This is a genomic window from Williamsia sp. SKLECPSW1 (assembly GCF_054332755.1).
This window is the reverse complement of record NZ_JBTGLI010000001.1, coordinates 1593004-1618209: the sequence shown is the minus strand read 5'-3', so window position 1 is coordinate 1618209 and position 25206 is coordinate 1593004. Positions and strand designations below refer to the sequence as shown.

Annotated in this window: 22 protein-coding genes and 1 pseudogene; 14 read left to right on the top strand and 9 right to left on the bottom strand. The window is 69.7% G+C overall.

The genetic code is table 11. The annotated features are described in order from the left end of the window. Positions 1-78 precede the first annotated feature (78 nt). The 8 genes and pseudogenes from ACXVUM_RS07310 to ACXVUM_RS07275 all read left to right on the top strand — a co-directional run bounded on the left by ACXVUM_RS07310 (position 79) and on the right by ACXVUM_RS07275 (position 9850). A complete protein-coding gene (locus ACXVUM_RS07310) occupies positions 79-3873 on the top strand; it encodes a murein biosynthesis integral membrane protein MurJ (protein ID WP_458521164.1) in 3795 nt (1264 codons plus the stop codon). 10 nt (positions 3874-3883) lie between these two features. Then, complete coding sequence (locus ACXVUM_RS07305; protein WP_458521163.1) at positions 3884-4513, top strand: DNA-3-methyladenine glycosylase I; 630 nt, start codon at positions 3884-3886, stop codon at positions 4511-4513. Next, on the top strand, positions 4510-5574 hold the full coding sequence (locus ACXVUM_RS07300; protein WP_458521162.1) for an NAD(P)H-dependent flavin oxidoreductase: 1065 nt from the start codon (positions 4510-4512) through the stop codon (positions 5572-5574). Before ACXVUM_RS07305 ends, ACXVUM_RS07300 begins: the two co-directional genes overlap by 4 nt. 31 nt (positions 5575-5605) lie before the next feature. Further along, positions 5606-6160, top strand: a pseudogene (gene sigM, locus ACXVUM_RS07295) (RNA polymerase sigma factor SigM); the annotation flags it as partial. A 104-nt stretch (positions 6161-6264) separates the two neighbouring features. Further along, positions 6265-7056 (top strand): anti-sigma factor family protein, encoded by a 792-nt coding sequence (locus ACXVUM_RS07290; RefSeq protein ID WP_458521161.1) that lies wholly within the window; start codon positions 6265-6267, stop codon positions 7054-7056. Positions 7057-7174: 118 nt separating this feature from the next. Further along, positions 7175-8164, top strand: a complete 990-nt coding sequence (trxB, locus tag ACXVUM_RS07285; protein ID WP_458521160.1) for a thioredoxin-disulfide reductase — start codon at positions 7175-7177, stop codon at positions 8162-8164. A gap of 44 nt (positions 8165-8208) precedes the next feature. Next, positions 8209-8547: a thioredoxin gene (gene trxA, locus ACXVUM_RS07280; protein WP_458521159.1), complete on the top strand. Its 339-nt coding sequence runs from the start codon at positions 8209-8211 to the stop codon at positions 8545-8547. Between the two features lie 139 nt (positions 8548-8686). Beyond that, positions 8687-9850: an N-acetylmuramoyl-L-alanine amidase gene (locus ACXVUM_RS07275; RefSeq protein ID WP_458521158.1), complete on the top strand. Its 1164-nt coding sequence runs from the start codon at positions 8687-8689 to the stop codon at positions 9848-9850. A gap of 9 nt (positions 9851-9859) precedes the next feature. On the opposite strand, the gene ACXVUM_RS07270 is transcribed toward ACXVUM_RS07275, so the two are convergent. The 9 genes from ACXVUM_RS07270 to rpmH form a co-directional block, all read right to left on the bottom strand. After that, entirely contained in the window at positions 9860-10564 is a 705-nt protein-coding gene (locus tag ACXVUM_RS07270) for a hypothetical protein (protein ID WP_458521157.1), read from the bottom strand. 129 nt (positions 10565-10693) lie between these two features. Further along, positions 10694-11716, bottom strand: coding sequence for a ParB/RepB/Spo0J family partition protein (locus tag ACXVUM_RS07265; protein WP_458521156.1), 1023 nt, complete (start codon positions 11714-11716; stop codon positions 10694-10696). Beyond that, on the bottom strand, positions 11713-12564 hold the full coding sequence (locus ACXVUM_RS07260) for a ParA family protein (RefSeq protein ID WP_458521155.1): 852 nt from the start codon (positions 12562-12564) through the stop codon (positions 11713-11715). Before ACXVUM_RS07260 ends, ACXVUM_RS07265 begins: the two co-directional genes overlap by 4 nt. Before the next feature lie 223 nt (positions 12565-12787). Next, positions 12788-13480, bottom strand: coding sequence for a 16S rRNA (guanine(527)-N(7))-methyltransferase RsmG (gene rsmG / locus ACXVUM_RS07255; protein ID WP_458521154.1), 693 nt, complete (start codon positions 13478-13480; stop codon positions 12788-12790). A gap of 105 nt (positions 13481-13585) precedes the next feature. Beyond that, positions 13586-14203: a Jag family protein gene (locus ACXVUM_RS07250; protein ID WP_458521153.1), complete on the bottom strand. Its 618-nt coding sequence runs from the start codon at positions 14201-14203 to the stop codon at positions 13586-13588. Between the two features lie 92 nt (positions 14204-14295). After that, positions 14296-15465 (bottom strand): membrane protein insertase YidC, encoded by a 1170-nt coding sequence (yidC, locus tag ACXVUM_RS07245; RefSeq protein WP_458521152.1) that lies wholly within the window; start codon positions 15463-15465, stop codon positions 14296-14298. Further along, positions 15459-15737 (bottom strand): membrane protein insertion efficiency factor YidD, encoded by a 279-nt coding sequence (yidD, locus tag ACXVUM_RS07240; protein WP_458521151.1) that lies wholly within the window; start codon positions 15735-15737, stop codon positions 15459-15461. The genes yidC and yidD overlap by 7 nt, the downstream gene beginning before the upstream one ends. Beyond that, on the bottom strand, positions 15734-16066 hold the full coding sequence (locus tag ACXVUM_RS07235) for a ribonuclease P protein component (RefSeq protein WP_458521150.1): 333 nt from the start codon (positions 16064-16066) through the stop codon (positions 15734-15736). Before ACXVUM_RS07235 ends, yidD begins: the two co-directional genes overlap by 4 nt. Positions 16067-16164: 98 nt before the next feature. Beyond that, the gene (gene rpmH / locus ACXVUM_RS07230) at positions 16165-16308 is read right to left on the bottom strand and encodes a 50S ribosomal protein L34 (RefSeq protein ID WP_076479106.1); all 144 of its coding nucleotides are present in this window, start codon (positions 16306-16308) and stop codon (positions 16165-16167) included. A gap of 557 nt (positions 16309-16865) precedes the next feature. Between rpmH and dnaA the strand changes: the two genes are divergently transcribed. The 6 genes from dnaA (at position 16866) to gyrB (ending at position 25168) form a co-directional block, all read left to right on the top strand. After that, positions 16866-18437: a chromosomal replication initiator protein DnaA gene (dnaA, locus tag ACXVUM_RS07225; protein WP_458521149.1), complete on the top strand. Its 1572-nt coding sequence runs from the start codon at positions 16866-16868 to the stop codon at positions 18435-18437. Between the two features lie 499 nt (positions 18438-18936). Beyond that, positions 18937-20100: a DNA polymerase III subunit beta gene (dnaN, locus tag ACXVUM_RS07220; RefSeq protein WP_458521148.1), complete on the top strand. Its 1164-nt coding sequence runs from the start codon at positions 18937-18939 to the stop codon at positions 20098-20100. Further along, positions 20100-21011, top strand: a complete 912-nt coding sequence (gene gnd / locus ACXVUM_RS07215) for a phosphogluconate dehydrogenase (NAD(+)-dependent, decarboxylating) (RefSeq protein ID WP_458522811.1) — start codon at positions 20100-20102, stop codon at positions 21009-21011. The genes dnaN and gnd overlap by 1 nt, the downstream gene beginning before the upstream one ends. 31 nt (positions 21012-21042) lie before the next feature. Continuing rightward, positions 21043-22242 (top strand): DNA replication/repair protein RecF, encoded by a 1200-nt coding sequence (gene recF, locus ACXVUM_RS07210; protein WP_458521147.1) that lies wholly within the window; start codon positions 21043-21045, stop codon positions 22240-22242. Continuing rightward, a complete protein-coding gene (locus ACXVUM_RS07205; RefSeq protein ID WP_458521146.1) occupies positions 22235-22774 on the top strand; it encodes a DUF721 family protein in 540 nt (179 codons plus the stop codon). Before recF ends, ACXVUM_RS07205 begins: the two co-directional genes overlap by 8 nt. A gap of 291 nt (positions 22775-23065) precedes the next feature. Beyond that, the gene (gene gyrB, locus ACXVUM_RS07200) at positions 23066-25168 is read left to right on the top strand and encodes a DNA topoisomerase (ATP-hydrolyzing) subunit B (RefSeq protein WP_458521145.1); all 2103 of its coding nucleotides are present in this window, start codon (positions 23066-23068) and stop codon (positions 25166-25168) included. The last annotated feature ends 38 nt before the right edge of the window (positions 25169-25206 follow it).

The window sequence follows — 25206 nt, the reverse complement described above, 5'->3', positions numbered from 1 at the left end:
GCCCCGACTACCCGCGGCCGACGGCTGCCCCCGCCACCGGACACCCCGCGACCGCACACCCCGCCACCGTCGCGACCCATGTCCCGCCGGCCCGCGGGCGCGGTCGCCGTCGCCACCCGCGACGTCCCGACCGCTGAACCCGTCGTCGGCAAGGACCCCGCCGACCGCCGGCAGCCGTCCGACGACAGCGTGCTGCGGACCAGCGGGTCGATCGCGTTCGCCACGCTGACCAGCCGCATCTCCGGGTTCGTCCGGACCGTCCTGGTGCTGGCGATGCTCGGCCCGGCCGTGGCGTCGGCGTTCCAGGCCGCCTACGTGCTGCCGAGCATCGTCGCCGAGGTCGTCCTCGGCGCGGTCCTCACCGCGATCGTCATCCCCGTCCTGGTGCGCGCCGAGGCCGAGGACGCCGACGGCGGTGAGGGGTTCATCAACCGGATCTTCACCCTCGCGTTGACGATGCTGGGCGCGGCCACAGTGATCGCGCTCGTCTGTGCACCGGTGCTGACCTACCTCAATCTCGGCGACGGGGAGGTCAACCGACCGCTGTCCACGGCGCTGGCGTATCTGCTGCTGCCCGAGGTGCTGTTCTACGGGTTGTCGGCGCTGTTCATCGCGATCCTGAACATGAAGGGCGCCTTCCGTCCCGGCGCGTGGGCGCCGGTGTGGAACAACGCCGTCCAGATCGCCACTCTCGTCGCCTACTACTTCGTCCCCGGTGAGATCTCGCTGAACCCGGTCCGCATGGGCGACGCCAAGCTGCTCGTCCTCGGGCTGGGCACCACCCTGGGCGTGGTCGTGCAGGCGTTCATCCTGCTGCCGGCGCTGCGTCGTGCGGGCATCCGCCTGCGACTGCGGTGGGGCCTCGACGATCGGCTGCGGACGTTCGGCAGGATGGCCGCGGCGATCGTGCTCTACGTCGCGGTGCTCCAGGTGGGCTTCTTCATCACGTACCGGATCGCCTCCGGCGCGGACTCGTCCGGCGTCAGCGTGTACGCCACCCACTGGCAGCTGCTCCAGCTGCCCTATGGCGTCCTGGGCGTCACCATCCTCACCGCGATCATGCCGCGGCTGTCGCGCAACGCCGCGGCGAACGACACGCACTCAGTCGTCGACGACCTGTCGCTGTCGACGCGTCTGACGATGGTCGCGCTGGTGCCCGTCATCGCGTTCATGACCTTCTTCGGACCGGCGATCGCCATCGCGATCTTCGACGTCGGCAAGTTCGATCTCGACGCCGCCGACCAGCTGGGCATGGTCCTGAGCTGGGGCGCGTTCACGATCATCCCGTACTCGATGACGCTGGTGCAGCTGCGCGTGTTCTACGCCCGCCAGGACGCCTGGACACCCACGCTCATCGCGGTCGGCATCACGGTGGTGAAGGTCGCCGCCTCCTACCTCGGCCCGGTGCTGTTCGACGACGGGCACACCATCGTCCGGTGGCTCGCGTTCTCCAACGGGCTCGGCTACCTCGTCGGTGCGATCGTCGGCCACTTCCTGCTGCGTCACCGGCTCGGCACGATGCGGATGACGAACGTCGGACGGACCACCGTGACGACGCTCGCCGCGTCGATCGTCGGCTGCGGTGTGGTGTGGGGGATCGCGCGCCTGTCGGGACTCGACCGCCTCAGCGACGACCACGGGAAGATCGCCTCGCTCGGCTACCTGGCGCTCACCGCCGTCGTGTCGCTCGGGCTGATCTACTCGGCACTGGTCCTGCTGCGCATCCCCGACGTCATCGCCGTGAGCGTGGCCGTGCGTCGCGTGCTCGGTCGGGTGGTCCCCGCGCTCGCGCCGCGTGCCGAGCCGCCCACGGAGTCGGTCGCCGAGATGACGGTGCAGTTCCCGCGTGTCACGGGCGACGAGTCGACACCGTATTCTGGCCAGGTCCAGGTCATGCGGCGTTTCGACAGCGAGACGTCGAGCTGGCGGGCATATTCGGAGTACACCGGTGGCGCCGCCGGGCAACGACCTGGCGGCGGTCCCCTCCGCCCGGGTGCGACGCCCCCGGACATGCGCTACCGACGGAGAGGAGTGGGTTTCGTGGGAGAGGGCAGCGACGCAGGCGGCTCGGGCGTCGACCGTCCCGGTGAGGACGATCCCGGAACCCGTTCCGACATACCACCGACCCGATCCGACGTTCAATCGACGTCGACAGGCGGTGGTCTGCACGACCTCCCGGGTGCGGTGCACACCGATCCGCGACTGTCGGCGCTGCGTCCGGACGGCACGCCGCGGTCCGCACCACCGACCGACACCCCGCCCGCCGAGACCGCCGCCGCACCGCCGGTGCCACCTCGCCGTGGGCCGCGGCTGGTCCCCGGCGCGGCCGTCGCCGGTGGCCGGTACCGCCTGCTGTCCGAGCACGGCGGTGCCCGCGGGCTGCGGTTCTGGCGCGCCCGCGACATCAACCTCGACCGCGATGTCGCGCTGACGTTCGTCGACGCCGACCAGAGCGCTCCCGCACCCCCTCCCGGCGAGGCGGTCGGGTCGCGCGGCGAGGGCCCGCAGGCCGTGTTGTCACGCACGCTGCGTCTGGGCCGGGTGAACGCCCCTGGCATCGCGCGAGTACTGGACGTCGTCCGCGGTTCGTCGGGCGGCATCGTCGTGTCCGAGTGGGTGACGGGGTCCTCGCTCGCCGAGGTCGCGCGGACCAACCCGTCCCCGATCGGCGCTGCACGCGCAGTCCGTGCGCTGGCGGCGGCGGCCGAATCCGCCCACCGCACAGGCAGTTCGCTGTCGATCGACCACCCCGACCGGATCCGTATCTCGCGTGAGGGCAACGCCGTCCTCGCGTTCCCGGGCACCCTCGCCGGCGACGACAAGTCGACCGACGTCCGTGGACTCGGCGCGGTGCTCTACGCGCTGTTGCTCGCGCACTGGCCGCTCGACCCCGACGACGTCTCCGTCAACGCCACCACCGACACCGTCCACGAACCCATCGGCGGCCTCGAACCGGCGATCCCCTCCGCGGCGGGCGGGCCGGCCGAACCCCGGTCGCAACGACCCGACGTGCCGTTCGAGATCTCCGCGGTCGCCGCTCGGGCGTTGGAGGGCAACAGCGGCATCCGCACCGCGGCGACGATCCAGCACGTCCTCGACCAGGCCACGGTGGTCGACCAGAAGACCGACCTCATGCCGGTGATCGCCGCCGACGGGGAACGTCCCACGCCGACGAGCAACGTCGCGCCCGGATCGTCGGGCAGCCGGTTCTCGTTGCGCGACATGTCGTCCCGTTCCAAGCGGGTACTCGCCGTGTCCGCCGCGGCCGGACTGTTGATCCTGCTCGTGGTCATCGCGCTCATCGTGTGGCTCTCCGACGCCGTCGGACCCGACGAGTCACCGACGGACATCAACTCGATCATCACGTCCTCGGAGCCGGCGGGCGCCTCCGGTGCGCCGGCCACCTCCACGACCGGTGCGCCACAGGCGCAGTCCGGACCGGTCGCGTTGCGATCGGCGACCGTCGTCGACTACTCCCAGCAGACGCCCGACTCGTCGACGAACGTCGGCAACGTCATCACCGGTCAGAACCCGCCCTGGCAGACCGACCTGTACCGGGGTGGCCCGCGGTTCGGGAACCTCAAGCCGGGGCTGGGTCTGATGATCGCGCTGCGGAACCCGGCGGCCGTCCGCACGGTGACCATCCGGACGCCGGATCCCGGCCTGTCCCTGCAGATCCGGACGTCCCCCTCCGCCGACGCCGCCTTCGACTCGACCGTCCCCGTGGCGACAGCGACCATCGATCGCCCGACCACCACCGTCACCGTGGACCAGCCGCGCGAGAGCCCGTACATCCTGGTGTGGCTCACCGAGCTGCCTCAGGTCGGCCGCGGCTACCAGGGCGTGATCAGCCAGATCTCGATGACCTCCTGAGGGCGCGACGGTGGACGGCAACGACCTCGTCGTCGGCGACGACGGCCATGCGCGACCGGTGTGGGCGGCGCAGCCCGGTCTCATGCAGGACTACTACGACACCGAGTGGGGCGATCCCGTCCACGGTGAGAACGCCTACTTCGAACGGCTGAGTCTGGAGGGGTTCCAGTCGGGGTTGTCCTGGGCGACCATCCTGCGCAAGCGACCCGCGTTCCGAGAGGTGTTCCGCGACTTCGACGTCGACACCGTCGCACGCTTCGGCGACGACGACGTCGAGCGGCTGATGACCGATGCGCGGATCGTCCGGAACCGCGCGAAGATCGTGGCGACCGTCGGCAACGCCCGCGCCACCCGGGATCTCCGCGACGACGGTGGGCTGGAGGACCTCATCTGGTCCTTCCGGCCTGAGCGGACCCCGATGCCGCACAGCATGTCCGAGGTCCCGACGGTGTCGGCGGAGTCGACGGCCCTGTCGAAGGAGCTGCGCCGCAGGGGTTTCCGGTTCGTCGGCCCGACGACCGCCTTCGCCCTGATGGAGGCGCTCGGCGTCGTCGACACCCACCTGCTGGGATCACACCGCCGCGGCGCGTCCGGGGTGTGGGCGGCCGACGGCTCGTTCGTCGCCAGGCCGGGCCGATGATCCTCCCGTCCGACCTGTCCGTGCCGATCGTCGGTGCACCGATGGCGGGCGGTCCCACCACCGACGCCCTCGTGGTCGCGGTGTCCCGGGCCGGCGGACTGGGTGTCCTCGCGACCGCGTACCGGACACCGCATCAGACCGCGGAGTCGATCGCCGCGGTCCGCGGCGCGGGGGTCGACCGATTCGGTGCGAACCTGTTCGTACCCGGTGACCCGACCTCCCGGCACGGCGATGACACCGCGCTGTCCGACTATCGAGAACTGCTGCAGCACAGGATTCCCGGCATCGAACCCGGAGTGGTGACGCCGCCGTCGACCCGGGACTACGCCGAGACGGTCGAGATCGTCGCGGAGTCGGCGGTGCCGTGGGTGTCGTTCACCTTCGGTCTGCCCGCGGCGGACGTCGTCGACCGGCTGCACGCACGCGGGTGCGCGGTGGTCGTCACCGTCACCACAGCGAGGGACGCGCGAGCCGCGGTCGACCGTGGAGCCGACATCGTGTGGGTACAGGGTCCGGAGGCCGGTGGGCACCGCTCCACGTTCGACGTCGCGGCCGACCCACCGACGACGCCGCTGGACGATCTGCTCGGGGAGGTCCGCTCAGCGGTGGACGTCCCCCTCGTCGCCTCCGGGGGAGTGGGCACCGGTGCGGACGTCCGACGACTGCTCGACATCGGCGCCGACGCCGTCGGTGTGGGGACCGCACTCCTGCTCGCCGACGAGGCCGGGACCACAGCCCCGTACCGGGCGGCACTGTCCGACCCGTCGTTCGCCGAGACGGTGGTGACGCGGGCGTTCTCCGGGCGCGCCGCGCGAGGTCTGCGCAACCGCTTCCACGACGACCTCGGTGCCGCTGCACCCGCTCGCTTCCCCGAGGTCAACACCCTCACCGGACCGCTGCGGCGTGCGTCGACCGCCGCGGGGGACCCGCAGGGCATCTCCCTGTGGGCGGGCACGGGACACTCGGCGGTGCGAGAGGCGCCTGCCGCCGACATCGTCGGCGGACTGTGGGCTGACGCGGGTGGCCGTGGTCCATCCACAGGTGCCCGCGCCGACCGGTGACCCGCTGCAGGGCGCGCATTAGTCTCCCTGCATGGCCGGGGGTCGAGACGGAGACGAGCGCAGTGACGCCGACCTCCTCGCCGCACACGTCGCGGGAGACCGCGAGGCCTTCGGCATCCTCGTCGGGCGTCACCGAGCGCACCTGTGGGCGGTGGCGGTGCGCACCAGCATCAACGACGACGACGCGGCCGACGCCCTGCAGGAGGCGCTGCTCAGCGCCCATCGCGGTGCACATCGGTTCCGATCCGACGCCAAGGTCAGCTCGTGGCTGCACCGCATCGTCGTCAACGCGGCCCTGGACCGGATGCGTCGGGAACGCAGCCGGCAGGTCGCCGCGCCGCTCGACGCGACGAACGACACCGTGATCGACCCGACCGACGCCACCGGACATGTCGATCTGAGACTGTCCGTCGGGGGAGCGCTGGCGACACTGCCCGCCGACCAGCGTGCCGCCGTCGTCGCGGTCGACGTCGAGGGCTATTCGGTCGCCGACGCGGCGACGATGCTGGGGGTGCCGACCGGCACCGTCAAGAGCCGCTGCGCCCGCGGACGCGCCAAACTGGCCGTCTCGCTGGGCCACCTGCGGCCGGAGACGTCCGGTCACGGGGGTGGAACCGATCGGCCGCCGCCGGCGTCTGATGGAGGAGGGCTGTTCCCACCCGGGGCGCGGCAGGATCCTGGAGGAGGACGGTGAGCGACGAACAGTCCGCGGGCCCGACCGTCCCGATCGACCTCATCGCCGACCTGCACGCCGGTGTCCTGTCCGCGGAGGAGGCTCGTACGGTCCGCGCCCGCGTGGAGGCCGACCCGGCATCCCGGCGTGTGCTGGCGGCCCTCGACGCCACCGTCGCCGACCTCCGCGACGCCCCGGTGGAACCGCGGGAGCCCCCGCCGGAGGTCTCCGCCAGGATCGACGCCACCCTGCTGTCCCTCCGGGACGAACCTCCCCCCGCAGCCGTCCCCGTCGACCTGCCTCCGCATCCGTCCGACGACCCGCGCGTCATCGCCCTCGACGCGGCCCGCGACGCACGCCGCAGACGCGGGATGGTGATCGCGGCGGCTGTCGCGGTGGTGGTCGCCGTCGCGACCGGCATCATCGCCGTGTCCACGGCGACGCAACCGTCGTCGGACACCGTCCGTGCAGACCCCACACCGTCGACCGGTCCCTCCACACCCCGCGGCGCGACCGGGTCCCCGGTGTCACTGCTGTCGGTCATCGGTCGCAGCGACCCGTCGCTCGGCAGCCCGACCGACCCCACGTCGCGCCTGCGCGGGTGTCTCGCGGCCAACGGGGTGCCCGCCTCGACGGCGGTGGTCGGCGCAGGTCCGGTCGAGGTCGACGGGACGCCCCGGATCGTCGTCCTGCTCACCACCGGCGTCGCGGGGCGCTTCGACGCGCTCGTCGTCGGCACCGACTGCGCCGCCGGGCGTGCGTCCACGGTCTCGCGACAGGTGATCGGCGCCACTGAACCGACCCGCTGACCTGCGTGGAGTCGGTGACGGCGACATACGTCACGCCGGCGTCGCGCATGCCGCGCTCGGGGAACAGAAGCCCCTACCCTGACGTTGGACAAGCCGTTCGCGCAAGAGAAGAGGACCGATGAGCGACACGGGTAGCGACACGATCCACGACGTGATCATCGTCGGATCGGGCCCCGCCGGATACACCGCAGCCGTCTACGCGGCCCGCGCCGAACTGGCGCCGGTCGTGTTCGAGGGGACCCAGTTCGGCGGCGCCCTGATGACGACCACCGAGGTGGAGAACTTCCCGGGCTTCCAGACCGGCATCCAGGGGCCCGCCCTGATGGACGAGATGCGGGAGCAGGCGATGCGCTTCGGCGCGGATCTCCGCATGGAGGACGTCGACGCCATCCGTGCGACGGGTGACATCAAGGAGGTCGAGGTCGCCGGGGAGGTCCACCGTTCCCGCGCCCTGATCCTCGCGATGGGTGCCGCGGCGCGCTACCTCGACGTCCCCGGAGAGGCCGATCTGCTCGGCCGCGGGGTGTCCGCGTGTGCGACCTGCGACGGCTTCTTCTTCAAGGACCAGGACATCGCCGTCATCGGCGGTGGCGACTCCGCGATGGAGGAGGCCACCTTCCTGACGAAGTTCGCGCGCAGCGTCACGCTGGTCCACCGCCGCGGCGAGTTCCGCGCCTCGAAGATCATGCTCGAGCGCGCCCGCGCCAATGAGAAGATCCGCTTCGTGACCGACGCGGCCGTCGTGGAGGTGCTCGGTGAGAACTCGGTCACCGGGATCCGCCTGCGCGACACCGTGACCGGCGAGACCTCGGTCCTGGACGTGACCGGGATGTTCGTCGCCATCGGCCACGATCCGCGCAGCGGTCTCGTCGCCGGTCAGGTCGATCTCGACGATGCCGGCTACGTGCTGACCGTCGGCGGGACCACCGCCACATCGGTGGACGGGGTGTTCGCCGCCGGCGACCTCGTCGACCACCGGTACCGCCAGGCCATCACCGCGGCGGGTACCGGCTGCAGCGCCGCGATCGACGCGGAGCGCTGGCTCTCCGAACGGGCCGACGGCGCGGTCGCCGTCCCGGCCGACGCAGCGGTCGCCGCCCTCGGCTGACCGCCACCACCTATCGACCACCAGTTATCAGGAGGAACACCACCATGGGTGCACACACAGTCACCGTCACCGACGACACCTTCCAGTCCGAGGTCCTCGGCGCCGACAAGCCGGTCCTCGTCGACTTCTGGGCCACCTGGTGCGGCCCGTGCAAGATGGTCGCCCCCGTCCTGGAGGAGATCGCTGCCGACAACGGCGAGAAGTTGACCGTCGCCAAGCTCGACGTCGACGCCAACCCGGGTGTCGCCCGCGACTTCAAGATCATGTCGATCCCGACGATGATCCTCTTCGAGAACGGGCAGCCGACGAAGACGATCGTGGGTGCCAAGGGCAAGGCCGCGCTCCTGCGTGAGCTCGACGGGGTCATCGGCGCGTCCGCCTGACACCCGGGCACTCCGACGCCCACTCCGCCGACCCCTGGTCCGGTCCTCGCCACCACGCGGACCGGACCAGGCGTGTTGGCCTGCGACGGCCCGACCTGCGAGACTCACACAGTTCGGCCGAGAGGGAGAAGGAACTGCGATGACCGTGTACCGCCTGGGTGATCAGGGGTCGGCTGTCATCGAGATCCGGTCCCTGCTCGCCGACCAGGGTCTGATCCCGCGTCACACCGAGGACGGCGGCCGCCACAGCGCCTCGTCCCCGGTGGTGTTCGACGCCGAGACCGACCACGCGGTCCGAGCCTTCCAGCAGCATCGCGGACTCATCGTGGACGGGCTCGTCGGGCCGGCCACCTTCCGCGTCCTGCGCGAGGCGTCGCATCGCCTCGGCACACGTGTTCTCGCCTACCGGCTGTCGGCGCCCATGCATGGCGACGACGTGGCTACCCTGCAGTCCCGTCTGCAGAACCTCGGTTTCTACACCGGTCTCGTCGACGGCTCGTTCGGCCCGTCGACCCACGCCGCGCTGTGCACGTACCAGACCGAGAACGGCATGTCCCCCGACGGCATCTGCGGTCCGGAGACACTCCGCTCGCTGGAGCGCCTCGGCACCCGCGTGACCGGCGGCTCGCCGCACGCCATCCGCGCCGAGGAGAACGTCCGCCGGTCCGGACCGCGGCTGTCGGGCAAGCGGATCGTCATCGACCCGGGAACCGGCATCGCCGACGGGATCGTCGACGCCGCAACGGCTTCGGAGGAGACGAACATCCTCTGGGACCTCTCGCACCGCCTGGAGGGCCGGATGGCCGCTGCCGGGATGGAGACCGTGGTGTCACATCCCGCCGGTGCGGATCCGGACGACGCCGACCGGGCACGGACCGCGAACGCCTTCGGCGCCGACCTCGTGATCGCGCTGCGATGCGGTCGGTACACCTCGCCCGTCGCGAACGGCGTCGCCACGTTCCACTTCGGCAACTCGCACGGATCCGTCTCCACCATCGGGCAGTCGCTCTCGGGCTACATCCAGCGGGAGATCGTCGCGCGAACCCCGTTGCTGGACTGCCGATCCCATGGACGGACCTGGGACATCCTCCGGTTGACACGGATGCCTGTCGCACAGGTCGACGTCGGCTACATCACCAGTCCGCACGACCGTGCGATCCTCGCCGACGACGTCGTCCGCGACACCATCGCCGACGCGATCCTCGTCGCGGTCAAGCGCCTCTATCTGCTCGGCCAGGACGACCGGCCCACGGGTACGTACACCTTCGCCGACCTCCTGGCGTCGGAGCAGATCGCCCGCTGACGACGTCGGTCAGCCGACCGGAGCCACCGTCAGTGTGCGTTCGCGGCCGGCGACGTCGATCGTCGCCATGATCACCAGGTTGTCGAGCGCGCTCTCGACCGCCGTCTTCCATCCGAGCCCCTGGTCGAGTTCGAGGCGGTAGCGGGGGAAGCGGTGGTGTGCGGCCACCAGTTCGAAACCGGTGTCGGCGAGGAAGTGCGCGTCGATCATGCAGCCCGGACACAGCCCGCCGGGAACACTGTCCTCGCGCGCCGCCTCCATCTCCTCATCGCCCTCGGTCGACGAGCGGACGATCCCGAACGCCTCGACCGCACGGACACCCCGCTGCACGAGATCGGCGAGCACGGCGTCGATCAATCTCTGTGCGGTCCCGGCGACGACGGCGTCCACACGCAGAGACGTCAGCAGCACGGCGTCCGGGCTCACCGGTGAGGTGGGGAAGAGACGGGCGCGGGGCACGCGGCCCGGGGGAGCGTAGAACGCGGTCCCGACGACGCGCCCGGTGTCGGTGTCGACGGCGAGCTGCCCGCAGCGACCCCAGTCGAGCATCACCATCGAGATCCAGGCTTCCTTGTCGAACTCCGTGTCGATCGACAGGCCCGAACCCGGGTCGGGGATGCCGGCCGGATCGACCTCCCAGAAGACGCATCGACGGACATGCCGGGGAAGGGTCTCGAACCGGTCGAGTTCGAGCGCTCGGATGACGACGTTCACTCGGCGTGCACCGCCGGATCCACCGAACCCGTTGCATCGCAACGCTTTCGGGACACACGCTGCGTCGCCGAGCTGAGGACCGTCACTGTGACGTTTCGGTCGTGACTCCGTGTACCCGGTCTCACGACGTCACTGGTCCCCGTTCCGGGCCAACAGCTCGACGATGCGTTCGAGGTCGTCCACCGACCCGAACTCGACGACGATCTTGCCCTTCCGCTTGCCGAGGGACACCGTGACGCGGGTGTCGAGACGGTCCGACAGTCGCTCGGCGACGTCCTGGAGGCCCGGCATCTGCATCGGCTTGCGACGGGGCGGTGTCGGAGCGGGTGCCGGCCCGTCGTGGTTGGCCAGCGTCACCGCCTCCTCGGTGGCGCGCACCGACATCCCCTCCGCGACGATGCGTGCGGCGAGCGCCTCCTGTGCGTCCGCGCCGGACTCGAGTGACAGCAGCGCACGCGCGTGTCCGGCCGACAGCACCCCGGCCGCGACGCGGCGCTGCACGGGGATGGGGAGTCGCAGCAGCCGGATCATGTTGGTGACGACGGGCCGCGACCGACCCAGACGAGCGGCCAGTTCGTCGTGGGTGACGCCGAACTCCTCGAGGAGTTGCTGGTATGCCGCCGCCTCTTCCAACGGGTTGAGCTGGACCCGATGGATGTTCTCCAACAGGGCGTCGCGGAGCATGTCGCCGTCCTGCGTCTCCCGCACGATCGCGGGAATCCGCTCGAGCTCCGCCTCCTGGCTCGCGCGCCACCGGCGCTCACCCATGACCAACTGGTAGCGGACGTCGCCCCGGGACTGGGGGAGTCGGCGGACCACGATGGGCTGCATGAGCCCGAACTCGCGGATCGAGTGGACGAGTTCGGCGAGCGCCTCGTCGTCGAAGGCGGTGCGCGGCTGCTGCGGGTTCGGCTCGATCTCCGACGGCGGGATCTCGCGGTAGACGGCACCGGCCTCGTCGAGTTCCTCGACGGTCGCGCGGCCGGCGTCGGGGGCATTGGTCTCCGACCCGTCACCCAACACGACGTCGGCGGCCGCCGAGGTGAGGCGCGGACCCTCGTCGGGTCCGGTGGGGATGAGAGCCGCCAGACCGCGCCCGAGTCCGCCGCGCCGCGGTGTGGTCGGACGGGGGGAGGTGGGTCGCTCATTCATCGCTGCGCCTCCTCCGTCGACGTCCCACCGGATCGGGCGCGCAGACCGATCTCACGACCGGCGTCGAGGTAGCTCATCGCCCCGCGGGACCCGGGGTCGTACTGGATGATCGTCATCCCGAAGCCGGGCGCCTCGGACACCTTCACGCTGCGCGGGATGATGGTCGTCAAGACCTTGTCGCCGAAGTGTCTGCGGACCTCGTCGGCGACCTGGTCCGCGAGTTTGGTGCGGCCGTCGTACATCGTCAGCAGCACGGTCGACACGAAGAGGTCGCGGTTCAGGTGCGCCGAGACGAGTTCGATGTTCTGCAGGAGCTGGCCCACACCCTCGAGTGCGTAGTACTCGCACTGGATCGGGATGAGCACCTCCTTCGCGGCGACCATCGCGTTGACCGTCAGCAAGCCGAGCGACGGCGGGCAGTCGATGATCACGTAGTCGATGCCGCGACGACGAAGCGTCTCCGGGTCGAGCGCGTTCCGCAGACGGGTCTCACGGGCGACCATCGACACGAGCTCTATCTCCGCGCCGGCGAGATCCAGGGTCGCGGGGACACACAGCAGGTTCTCGTGAGCGGTCGACTGTGCGATCGCCTCGTCAAGCGTCACCTCGCCGAGGAGCAGTTCGTACACCGACGCGATGTCGGGGCTGCGGTGGTCGATGCCGAGCGCGGTGCTCGCGTTGCCCTGAGGATCGAGATCGATCACGAGGACGCCCAGTCCGTGCAGCGCGAGGGCGGCGGCGACGTTCACCGCTGTCGTGGTCTTCCCGACGCCGCCCTTCTGGTTGGCGACCGTGATGATGCGGGTGTCGTTCGGGTGGGGGAGATGACCTTCGAGTCCGCGCGTCATGATGTGGCTCGCGCGCTCGGCCGCGGCTGCGATCGGGGTGTCGGCGTAGCGCTCGGTTTCACGTGAAACATCGCGCCGCGGAGCGGGCGCGGGATCGCGCTCGGTCGGTGTTCCCTCCGGAGGTCCGTCGGCCACCACATCACTCCTTCGCCCGCGCCTGCCCAACATCGTGCGCTCAACTCCATCGCTGATCCGGACGGCCGACGCCGACCTCTGCTCCTCGTCACCGCGACGCTCGGCGGCGCTTCTCCGGTCTGTCCACCCGCCGCGCTCGCACGATCGTCGTCGGCATGGAAAGGGTATCCGCCCCGACCGTCTCGACGCGCAGCGCGGTCAGCCCGAACTTTCCGACGGTCGCCTTGTGTGTGGCGATCTCCTCCGCGGCGGATGCACCTTTGATCGCGATGAGCTCGCCGCCGGACCGGATGAGTGGCGCGGACCATCGCGCCAACCGGTCCAGTGGTGCCACGGCACGCGACGTCACCACATCCGCGTCGCCCACCGCATCGCGCACGACGCGCTCCTCGGCACGCCCTCGGACCACCTCGATGTCCAGACCGATCGCATCGATCGCCTCGACGAGGAAGAGGTATCGCCGTTCGAGCGGCTCGACGAGCGTGACACGCAGCGAGCCGGCAGCGAGCGCCAGAGGGATGCCCGGCAGACCCGCACCGCTCCCGATGTCCACGACGGTGCTGCCGTCGGGGATCGCCTCGCCGAGGACGCCACAATTCAACAGATGGCGGTCCCACAGTCGCTCGGTCTCGCGGGGACCGATGAGTCCGCGTTCCACGCCGGCTGTGGCGAGCAGGTCGCGGTACACACGGGCGCGCCCGAGTCGGTCGCCGAACACGGTGAAGGCCGCGGCCGCGATCTCGTCTCGGTCGAACTCGTTGTCGTGTTTCACGTGAAACATCCTCGGTGACGTAGGGGAGGGGAGGGCCGAAGCGGGGGCGACGAGACAGGGCCCCGACCGTGTGGTCGGGGCCCTGTGGTCATCGGCGCAGCACGGGGTCCGAGATCACTCGGCGATCACCACCACCCGGCGGCGCGGCTCGGTGCCCTCGCTCTCGCTGTACACACCCTCGACGGCAGCGACCGCGTCGTGGACGATCTTCCGCTCGAACGGCGACATCGGGTCGAGCTCCTCACGGCCGCCGGCGTCGCGGACTCGCTCGGCGACCTCTGTGCCGAGGCGGCTGAGCCGCTCGCGCCGACCGGCACGCCATCCGCTCACATCGAGCATGAGACGGGACCGGTCGCCGGTCGACTGCTGCACGGCGAGTCGGGTCAGCTCCTGCAGCGCGTCGAGGATCTCGCCGTTCTTGCCGACGAGCTTGCCGAGGTCGCGTCCTCCGTCGATGCTCACGATCGCGCGATCGCCGTCCACGTCGAGATCGATGTCACCGTCGAAATCCAGGAGATCGAGCAACTGCTCGAGGTAGTCGCCCGCGATCTCGCCCTCCTCCACGAGGTGGTCGTCGTCGTCGGTCGTGTCATCGTCGGTCGTGTCGTCGGCACCAGCCGCATCGTCGGACTCGGTCACCGTGGCGTCGTCCGTCGTGTCGACCTCGTCGGTCCCGGCCGCCGCCGTCACCTCGGCCACGTCGTGCTCGGCCTCGCTCGTCTCTGTCGTCATGGGTCATCCCTCGCGATCGTGTGTGGACAGGTCTCTGTACGGCGCCCGTGGACGCCGGGGGAGGGCGGCGGCCGTGCTGGGGCCGCCGCGGATCATCGGCGTTTGCGCCGGCGTTGCTGCGTACCCGTGGGGCGTTGTCCCGGCCGGGGACTGGCGCCGGCGGGTTTGCGGGCGGCACCGCCGCCACCGCGTTTCGCCCCGCCGCCCTTCGTGAGGTCCGTCCGCCCGTTCGGGCTCGGGGCCACCGTCGGTTCCGCCGTGTCCGAGGAGGCGGTCGGCTCGATCTCGTCGCCGGTCTCGTCCTCGCTCGCACCGTTCGTCAGCGCTGCGCCCTTCTTCTTGGCGCGGTCGGGACGTGCACCCGGCTTGGGTGCGTTCGCCTTCAGCTTCTCCTGCTTGGCGAGCTTGTCGGCTTCCTCTTCCTTGGCGATCTGCCCGAAGACGATGTGCTGCTGCGCGTAGGTCCAGAGGTTGTTGCTCACCCAGTACAGGAGGATGGCGACGGGGAAGAACGCACCGGACACGAGGATGCCGAGCGGGAAGACGTACAGCGCGAGCTTGTTCATGATCGCGGTCTGCGGGTTCTCCACCGCTGCAGCGGTCTGCCGCGCCACCGACGCACGCGAGTTCATGTGCGTCGCGATCGACGACAGGATCACCAGCGGGATCACCAGATAGATGATGTGCGCCCGGGTGAAGTCGACGATGCCGTCGGCGCTGAACGCCAACCACTCCGACTTCGGCTGCGACACGGCCGCCGACAGCGGGACACCGAAGAGACGTGCGTCGAGGAAGTTCTGGACCTGGTCGGCGCTGAAGAAGTAGTTGCCGGTCGACCGGGTCTCCGCGGCGGTCATACCCAGCTGGCCGAACCCGGTGCCCATCCGGTTGAACGACCGGAGCACGTGGAACAGACCGATGAAGACCGGGATCTGCGCCAGCATCGGCAGACACCCCAGCAGCGGGTTGAACCCGTGCTCCTTCTGGAGCTTCTGCATCTCCTCGGTCATCTTCACGCGATCCTTGGAGTACTTCTTCCGGATCGCCTGCAGCTGAGGCTGGATCTCCTGCATCTTCCTCGTCGTGCGGACCTGCTTGACGAAGGGCTTGTAGAGGATGGCACGCAGGGTGAACACGAGGAACACCACCGAGAGCGCCCACGCGACACCGCTGCCGCCGGGGCTGTCGGGAAGGACATGGCTGAACAGCCAGTGCCAGACCCACATGATCCCGGAGACCGGGTAGTAGATGAAGTTCAGCACGGTGTCACTCGCTCCTCACTGGCGCGGGTTGATGGACGACGTTCGGGGACCGGGTCGTATCCCGGCGCATGCCACGGCCCGCACCGCAACAGTCGCCAGACGGCGAGACCGCCGCCGCGGACGGCACCCCAGGTGGTGATCGCCTCGACGGCGTAGGCGCTGCAGGTCGGCTCGAACCGACACGACGGCATCCGCGTGGGCGAGATCCAGACGCGGTACAGCTCGATCGACCACACCAGGACCTGCCGTGGGAACGCCGCCACCCTGCTCATGACGCGGCCGCGCGATCGGCGAGACGAGTCCGGGCGGTACGCAGCGCCGCGACGAGCTCGGTGGACAGCTCGGTACTGGTCCGTGTGGCAGCCGACGGCAGTGCACGGATGACTATCAACCCGCTCGCGTCGGGGCCGAGACCGCACCCGGTCTCCTCGACGGACGCGGCGGCGGCACGGAGACGGCGGGCGACGGCATGTCTGGTCACGGCGTCACCGACAGCCTTGCTGACGATGAGGCCGTATCGGGCGCCTCGATCCACCGCCGTCACCTCCGGGCCATCCGTCCGCGCCACATGCACCTGGATGTCGGCACGACGAACCCGCACACCCCTTCGGAGTGCGCGGGTGTAGTCGGAACTCCGGGAGATCCGTCGATGCCGGGCCAGCACGATGCAGGCGTCCGCGAGCCCGTGGGCCGCGGAACTCAGGCGGTCAGGCTCGCGCGGCCCTTGCGGCGACGACCGTTGACGATGGCGCGGCCGGCGCGGGTCCGCATCCGCAGACGGAACCCGTGCACACGGGCACGACGGCGGTTGTTGGGCTGGAAGGTGCGCTTTCCCTTGGCCACGCGAGAACTCCTCGTTCATCTCGACCTCCGCGCACACGGCGCCGACCGGCGCGTGCACGATGGGGTCATCGGTGATGGTCTCCTGCCGTGGACCGTCGTCGCGGGTGGTGACCGGGCACCGGGGAGACCGGTGGGCCGACGATCACGCACTCACGACGATCACACCTCGGCGACCCTGCGAGACTACTGATCGCATTCGGCACCGTCAAACCGCCGTATGGCCGACTACCAGCGACGACGCCCCGATCACAGCCGGATCACGACGGCGTCGACGCCGGTCGACACGCCGTGTACTGCGCGGTCGTTGAAACTCCGGGCCCGGTGTGGTGCGAACTGTTGAGCACACCCCGACGAGTCTGTTAGCTTCTCTCGGACGACGGGGTCCCCGACGGGTCGGATCCGGGGCGTCGCGTGATCCGCATCCTGTCCACAGCTGTGGATAACCGTGTGGACAATCGAGCGTCGCCCGACCACGATGAGTACGCGGCCGTGGTCGAGCAGTGCGCAGCTGCCCACGACGCACAGTGGCTGCGTCGAACGCTGCCGGGAGGGATCCAGTGAGCACCGACCGCGATCAGCTCGATCCATCCGATCGCGACGGGTACCACCGCGAGTCCTTCCCCGAGATCTGGCAGCGCGTCCTCGTCGACCTCACCGCCACCCCCGACACCGGGGAGGAACTGACCCGCCAGCAGAAGGCGTGGCTCTCCCTGGTCCAGCCGCTGACGCTGGTCGAGGGCTTCGCACTCCTCGCCGTCCCGTCGGCACGGGTGCAGGAGCAGATCGAGCGCACCCTGCGTGAACCGATCCGCGCCTCGCTGAGCACCCATCTCGGTCGCGAGGTCGACCTCGGCGTCCGCATCGACCCCGACGCCGAACCCGCCGCGGTGCCGTCCGCCCCCGTCGAGGGCATCCGCACCCCGGACGCCGCCGAGGGCCTCGACGCGTTCTCGGACACCTTCGCCGATCGACGTGACACCGCGGTCGACCACCGCTACGAGCCGGTCGGCCCCGAACCGGTGCGCACCACGGCACCGGGAACGCCCGAGGGCCGCGACGGTGACTGGTCCAGCTGGTTCAACCCCGGCCCCGGCGACCCGAGCAGCCTCAACCCCAAGTACACGTTCGACACCTTCGTCATCGGCGCGTCCAACCGCTTCGCGCACGCCGCCGCGGTAGCGATCTCCGAGGCGCCGGCGCGGGCGTACAACCCGCTCTTCATCTGGGGCGAGTCCGGACTGGGCAAGACACACCTGCTGCACGCCGCGGGGCACTACGCCCAGCGGCTGTTCCCGGGGATGAAGGTCAAGTACGTCTCCACCGAGGAGTTCACGAACGACTTCATCAACTCCCTGCGTGACGACCGTCGGGTCGCGTTCAAACGTCGCTACCGCGACGTCGACGTCCTGCTCGTCGACGACATCCAGTTCCTCGTCGGCAAGGAGGGCATCCAGGAGGAGTTCTTCCACACCTTCAACACCCTCCACAACGCGAACAAGCAGATCGTCGTCTCGTCCGATCGCCCGCCCAAGCAGCTCGCCACCCTCGAGGACAGGCTGCGGACCCGGTTCGAGTGGGGCCTCATCACCGACGTCCAGCCGCCGGAACTCGAGACGCGGATCGCGATCCTGCGCAAGAAGGCGCAGATGGACAACCTCCAGGTCCCCGACGACGTCCTGGAACTGATCGCCTCGAAGATCGAACGCAACATCCGCGAACTCGAGGGCGCACTGATCCGTGTGACGGCGTTCGCGTCGTTGAACAGTGCGGAACTGAACCTGTCGCTGGCCGAGATCGTGTTGCAGGCGCTCCTGCCCGACACCGGCAGCGTCGAGATCAACGCCCCGACCATCCTGGCCATCACCGCCGAGTACTTCGGGATCAGCGTGGACGAGCTCCGGGGCCCCGGGAAGACACGGTCCATCGCGCAGGCTCGTCAGATCTCGATGTACCTGTGTCGCGAACTGACCGACCTGTCGCTGCCCAAGATCGGCGAGACGTTCGATCGGGACCACACGACCGTCATGTACGCGGACAAGAAGATCCGCAAGGAGATGGCCGAGCGGCGCAAGGTCTACGACTACGTCCAGGAGCTCACCGCGCGCATCAAGCAGCGCTCGCACCCCTGACGCCGGCCCGCCCATCGGGGGCGGACACACCGTCATCTCTCGACCCTCAGTCGACACTTCACGCGGCCGAGCGCGCCGTCGTGTCCTCCGGACGGACGATTCCCCAGCTGTGGATAACTCGGTGGATAACCCCGCTGTCCTGTGGATCGGACGTGGAGTTCGATGAACAGGAACCGACGCGTGCACAACCCCGTGGCATCGGTGTGGTGACGGTGCACACAACGTCCACATCCCGACGCGCGACGTGAACTGCACCGCGAGGCTCCTGTCCACAGATTGCACAGCCGCTATGACTGTCATGAAGTTCTCTCTCGAAGAGAGTCTTTGAAAGAAGCGATGTGGACAGAGCTGTGTCCCCACCCCGGACGGGCGGAGGCCTCCGCCCGAGAGCGATCCGCACCCGTTGACCACGACGCGGGTCACAGCGTTCTAGAGTGGGGCGCACATCGAGCATCAGCCACGTCCGACGTGGCCGGCGGGTACGGGAGGGTCGAACGCGGTGAAGTTCCGTGTCACACGCGATGAGTTCGCCGACGCCGTCGCCTGGGTGGCCCGCAGCCTGCCGAGCCGTCCACCGGTCCCGGTCCTCGGCTGCGTCGTCCTCACCGCGGGCGACTCGGGTCTGACCGTCTCCGGGTTCGACTACGAGGTCTCCGCCCAGGTCGACATCTCGGCCGAGGTCGCCGACGAGGGCCGCGTGCTCGTCTCCGGCAAGCTCCTCGCCGACATCACGCGGTCGTTGCCCGCCAAGCCGGTCGACGTCGCGATCGACGGGTCTCGCGTCGTGATCAACTGCGGCAGTTCGCGTTTCTCGCTCCCGACCATGCCGGTCGAGGACTACCCGAGCCTCCCGGAGGTCCCGGGTGTCACCGGGACCATCCCGGCCGAGGTCTTCGCCGAGGCGATCGGCCAGGTCGCCGTCGCCGCCGGCAAGGACGACACGCTGCCGATGCTCACCGGCATCCGCGTCGAGATCGAGGACGACACCGTCGTGCTCGCCGCGACCGACCGCTTCCGTCTCGCGGTACGCGAGCTCACGTGGCAGCCGTCCGGCACCGACACGGCCGCCGTCCTGGTACCGGCGAAGACGCTCTCGGAGTCCGCACGATCCGCCGGATCCGACGGGTCGCCGGTCTCCCTGGCGTTGGGGTCTCCCGGCACCATCGGCGCCGAGGGACTCCTGGGCATCCTCGGGCAGGGACGGCAGACCACGACGCGCCTGCTCGACGCGGAGTTCCCCAAGTTCCGGCAGCTGCTGCCCACCTCGCACACCTCGATGGCGACGGTCGACATCGCCGAGCTCACCGACGCGATCAAGCGTGTGGCCCTCGTGGCCGAACGCGGTGCCCAGGTCCGCCTGGAGTTCTCCGAGGGATCGGTGCAGCTGACCGCCGGCGGGGACGACGCGGGCAAGGCCGAGGAGGAGGTACCCGTCGGTTTCCACGGCGAGCCCCTGACCATCGCCTTCAACCCCACCTACCTGCTGGACGGTCTCTCTGCGCTGCACAGTTCGACCGTCGAGTTCGGTTTCACCACACCCAGCCGGCCCGCGGTGCTGCGTCCGGCCGGCGAGGACGCCCCCGTCCCCGACGACAGCGGTGCCTACCCGGCACCGTCGAGCGAGTTCACCTACCTGCTGATGCCGGTCCGCCTGCCGGGCTGATCGGGAGAGGATGTGCGGCCATGCAACTCGGTCTGATCGGTCTCGGAAAGATGGGCGCCAACATGCGGCGTCGGATCGCGGGAGCCGGACACGAGGTGGTCGGCTACGACCCCCGCCCGGAGGTCAGCGACGTCGACTCGCTGAAGGATCTCGTCGCCGCGCTCACCGCGCCGCGTGTGGTGTGGGTGATGGTGCCGTCCGGTGACCCGACTCGCGAGACGGTGAAGTCGCTCGGCGAACTGCTCGAACCCGGCGATTTGGTGATCGACGGTGGCAACTCTCGATACACCGACGACGCGCCCAACGCAGAGTTGTTGTCCGCCAACAAGATCGGTTACATCGACTGCGGTGTCTCCGGCGGCGTCTGGGGTCTGGAGAACGGCTACGGCCTGATGGCCGGCGGGTCACCCGAGGACATCGAGAAGGCCATGCCGATCTTCGACGCACTCCGTCCCGAGGGTGATCGTGCGGGTGGGTTCGTCCACGCCGGACCGGTCGGTGCGGGCCACTACGCGAAGATGGTGCACAACGGCGTCGAGTACGGCCTCATGCACGCCTACGGGGAGGGGTACGAACTCCTCTCCGCCGAGTCCCTCATCGAGGACGTGCCCGGGACCCTGCGCGCCTGGACGCACGGCACCGTCATCCGGTCGTGGTTGCTCGAACTGCTGGTGGACGCACTCGAGCAGGACCCGGGTCTGGCCGAGATCTCGGACTACACCACCGATTCCGGTGAGGGACGGTGGACTGTCGAGGAGGCGATCCGGCACTCGGTGCCGGCGAACGTGATCTCCGCGGCCTTGTTCGCGCGGTTCGCGTCGCGTCAGGAGTCGGGCTCGCCGACACTCAAGGCCGTGTCCGCGCTGCGTCAGCAGTTCGGCGGGCATGCGGTGCGCCCGGCGGATTCCTGACCGCACCGATCTCCTCGCCTGATCTGCCGTCGTGTTCGTCCGTTCCCTGCGCCTGCGTGACTTCCGGTCCTGGCGCAGCGTCGAGGTCGATCTCGGACCCGGCGCGACGATCATCGTGGGGCGCAACGGTTTCGGGAAGACCAACCTCGTCGAGGCACTGAACTACGTCGCAACCCTCCGCTCCCATCGCGTCGGCACGGACGCCGCGCTGGTTCGCACGGGGGCGGACGCCGCGGCGGTGTCGGCGACCATCGTCAACGCCGGTCGCGAGCTCACCGTCGAGGTGGTCATCAGCCCGGGTCGTGCGAACAGGGCCACCGTGAACGGGGCGCCGTCCCGACGTGCACGGGACGTCGTCGGGATCCTCCGGTCGGTGATGTTCGCACCGGAGGACCTCGCCCTGGTGCGGGGTGAACCGGCGGAACGTCGGCGTCTCACCGACGAGCTCTCCGCCCTCGCGGGCCCGGCGATGGTGGCTGCGCGATCGGACTACGACCGGGTCCTACGACAACGGTCGGCCCTGCTGAAGACCGCCGCGTCCGCACTCCGATCCGGGGGGTCGTCCGCGGAGTCGGTGATCAGCACCCTGGACGTCTGGGACACACAGTTGGCGAACCTGGGTGCGACCGTCACCGCCGGCCGCATCGACACCGTCGCCCGACTGCGCCCGCACTTCGCGGGCGAGTACGCCACGCTGGCGCCGGCATCACGACCGGTGGATCTGCGGTATCGGCCCGCGGCAGGTGACGAGGTGGTCCCGGCCGACGGGCGCGCCGACGTGGAGTTCATCGAGGCGACGTTGCTGACGCGGCTGGCCCAGGCCCGGCAGAAGGAGATCGACCGCGGTATGTGCCTGGTGGGGCCACACCGCGACGACCTCGACATCCTGCTCGACGGCCAGGTCGCGAAAGGTTTTGCCAGTCATGGTGAGTCGTGGTCCCTGGCCCTGGCGATTCGGCTCGGCTCGGTGCAGCTCATCCGCGACGACGGTGCCGAACCCGTGGTGGTTCTCGACGACGTGTTCGCCGAACTCGACGCCTCCCGTCGGGCGGCCTTGACCACGTTCGCCGAGTCGGTGGAACAGGTCCTGGTGACCGCCGCGGTGGGTGACGACATCCCGGGGGCCGTGGTCGGTCGTCGTCTGGCCGTCGGCGTCGACGACGATCATGATGTCCGAGAGTCCCATCTGATCGGGGACACCGGCACGACGGAGGAGGCCGCGGATGGATGACGAACCCGCAGCGAATCCCCCCGGCTCGTACTCGTCCGGTCACGAGCTGGCCCGCAAGGCGCTCGAGGACGCGCGCGAGGCGGCGAAGGCCGCCGGCAAGGCCGTGGGCCACGGCAGGTCGTCGGCCCCGTCTCCCCGTCGCGGTCGTCGACGCTGGTCCGGTGCTCGACCCGACGGTCGGGACCCGCAACCGTTCGGATCCGCGGCGGGGGCACTGGCCAGGAGCCGTGGCTGGCAGCCGAAGCTGGGGGAGGGGCAGGTGTTCGCGGCGTGGGACCGGATCGTCGGCGACGACATCGCGGCCCATGCGCAGCCCACCGATCTGCGTGACCGTGTGTTGTCTGTGACCGCCGAGTCGACGGCGTGGGCCACCCAGCTCCGTCTGGTCCAGCGCGACATCCTCGCGAAGATCGCCGCGGCGGTGGGACGGGACGTGGTGGTGTCCCTGCGCATCACCGGGCCCCGGGCCCCGTCGTGGCGGAAGGGCACCCGGACGGTGCCCGGGCGTGGTCCGCGCGACACCTACGGGTAGGTCGCGCCGACGGGTGGCGACGGGTCTCGAGCGGGTGTGTCGGAGGACATCATCAGCGGCCCGAGACGGCGCGCAGGCGCGTCCGACGTCAAGCGCCCCTGGATTTCGGCCAGAAAATCCGTCAGCGGGCGCGTCAGACGGGCTGCAAGGCCGTTTCCGCACAGGTGAGGCAGTAGTATGGACCGGTACTGCCCCGACTCGGGGCGCAGGCGTGTGCGAGCAGATCGACCAGCCCGGATCCCGACCCCCACCCGGCGGGGCTCCGGCGAGGACAAGGAGCGGACCCCACTCGTGGCGGACACCAACGGCACCAGCAAGCCCACCCGATCGCCGAAGAAGGCCGGCAGCGATTACGGCGCCGACTCCATCAGCATCCTCGAGGGTCTCGAGGCGGTCCGCAAGCGGCCCGGCATGTACATCGGCTCCACCGGTGAACGCGGCCTGCACCACCTGATCTGGGAGGTCGTCGACAACTCCGTCGACGAGGCGATGGCGGGCTTCGCGTCGCAGGTGGACGTGACGATCCTGGCCGACGGAGGCGTGCAGGTCGTCGACGACGGCCGCGGCATCCCGACCGACATGCACAAGACCGGTGTGCCCACCGTCGAGGTCGTCATGACCCAGCTGCACGCCGGCGGCAAGTTCGACTCCGAGGCGTACGCGGTCTCCGGCGGCCTGCACGGCGTCGGCATCTCCGTGGTGAACGCACTGTCGACGAAGGTCGAGCTGGCCATCGCCTACGGCGGCAGCCACTGGTCGCAGACCTACGACCGCGCGGTCCCGGGCCCCCTCGAGAAGGGTGCGGCGACACGGAAGACGGGCACGACGGTGCGGTTCTGGGCCGACCCGGACATCTTCGAGACCACCGACTACAACTTCGAGACCATCGCGCGGCGTCTGCAGGAGATGGCGTTCCTCAACAAGGGACTCACCATCACCCTGACCGACGAGCGCGCGAAGATCGTCAACGACGTCGACGACGTCGAGCAGGCCGAGTCCATCGAGAGCACGACGGCGGCCGAGTCCACCGACGACGCCGCCGACTCCGATGCCGTCGTCGAGCCGGGCCCGGACACGGAGAAGAAGGAGCCGGGCAAGCCCCGCACCCGGACGTACCACTACCCCGGTGGCCTGATGGACTACGTCGCCCACCTCAACCGGACGAAGAGTCCGATCCACGCATCGATCGTCGGGTTCACCGCGAAGGGCACCGGCCACGAGCTGGAGGTGGCGATGCAGTGGAACGGCGGGTACTCCGAGTCGGTCCACACCTTCGCGAACACCATCAACACCCACGAGGGTGGTACCCACGAAGAGGGGTTCCGCGCCGCCCTCACCAGCACGGTCAACAAGTACGCGCTGGACAAGAAGCTCCTGAAGGACAAGGACCCCAAGCTCACCGGTGACGACATCCGTGAGGGTCTCGCGGCGGTGATCTCGGTGAAGGTCGCCGATCCGCAGTTCGAGGGGCAGACGAAGACCAAGCTCGGCAACACCGAGGTGAAGAGCTTCGTGCAGAAGGTGTCCAACGAGCACCTGGCGCACTGGCTGGAGTCGAACCCCGCCGAGGCGAAGATCATCATCAACAAGGCGGTCGGGTCCGCTCAGGCACGTCTCGCCGCGCGCAAGGCGCGAGAGCTGGTGCGTCGCAAGAGCGCGACCGACATCGGCGGTCTGCCCGGCAAGCTCGCCGACTGCCGCAGCAACGACCCGTCCAAGTGCGAGGTGTACATCGTCGAGGGCGATTCCGCCGGCGGCTCGGCGAAGTCCGGCCGCGACTCGATGTACCAGGCGATCCTGCCCATCCGCGGCAAGATCATCAACGTCGAGAAGGCCCGTATCGACCGCGTGCTGAAGAACGCCGAGGTGCAGTCGATCATCACCGCGTTCGGTACCGGCATCCACGACGAGTTCGATCTCGCGAAGCTGCGCTACCACAAGATCGTGCTGATGGCCGACGCCGACGTGGACGGCCAGCACATCTCGACGTTGCTGCTGACGCTGCTGTTCCGCTTCATGCGGCCGCTGGTCGAACACGGCCACGTCTATCTCGCCCAGCCGCCGCTCTACAAGTTGAAGTGGCAGAAGGGCGCCGACCCGGAGTTCGCCTACTCCGACCGTGAGCGGGACGGTCTGCTCGAGGCCGGGCGCGCGGCGGGCAAGAAGATCAACCCCGACGACGGCATCCAGCGCTACAAGGGTCTCGGCGAGATGAACGCCAAGGAGCTGTGGGAGACCACGATGGACCCCGAGGTCCGCGTGCTCCGGCAGGTGACCCTGGACGACGCCGCGGCCGCCGACGAGCTGTTCAGCGTCCTCATGGGTGAGGACGTCGTCGCCCGCCGCAGCTTCATCGCCCGCAACGCCAAGGACGTGCGTTTCCTCGACGTGTGATGACGCCGTTCGTTTCACGTGAAACACGGCGCCGTACA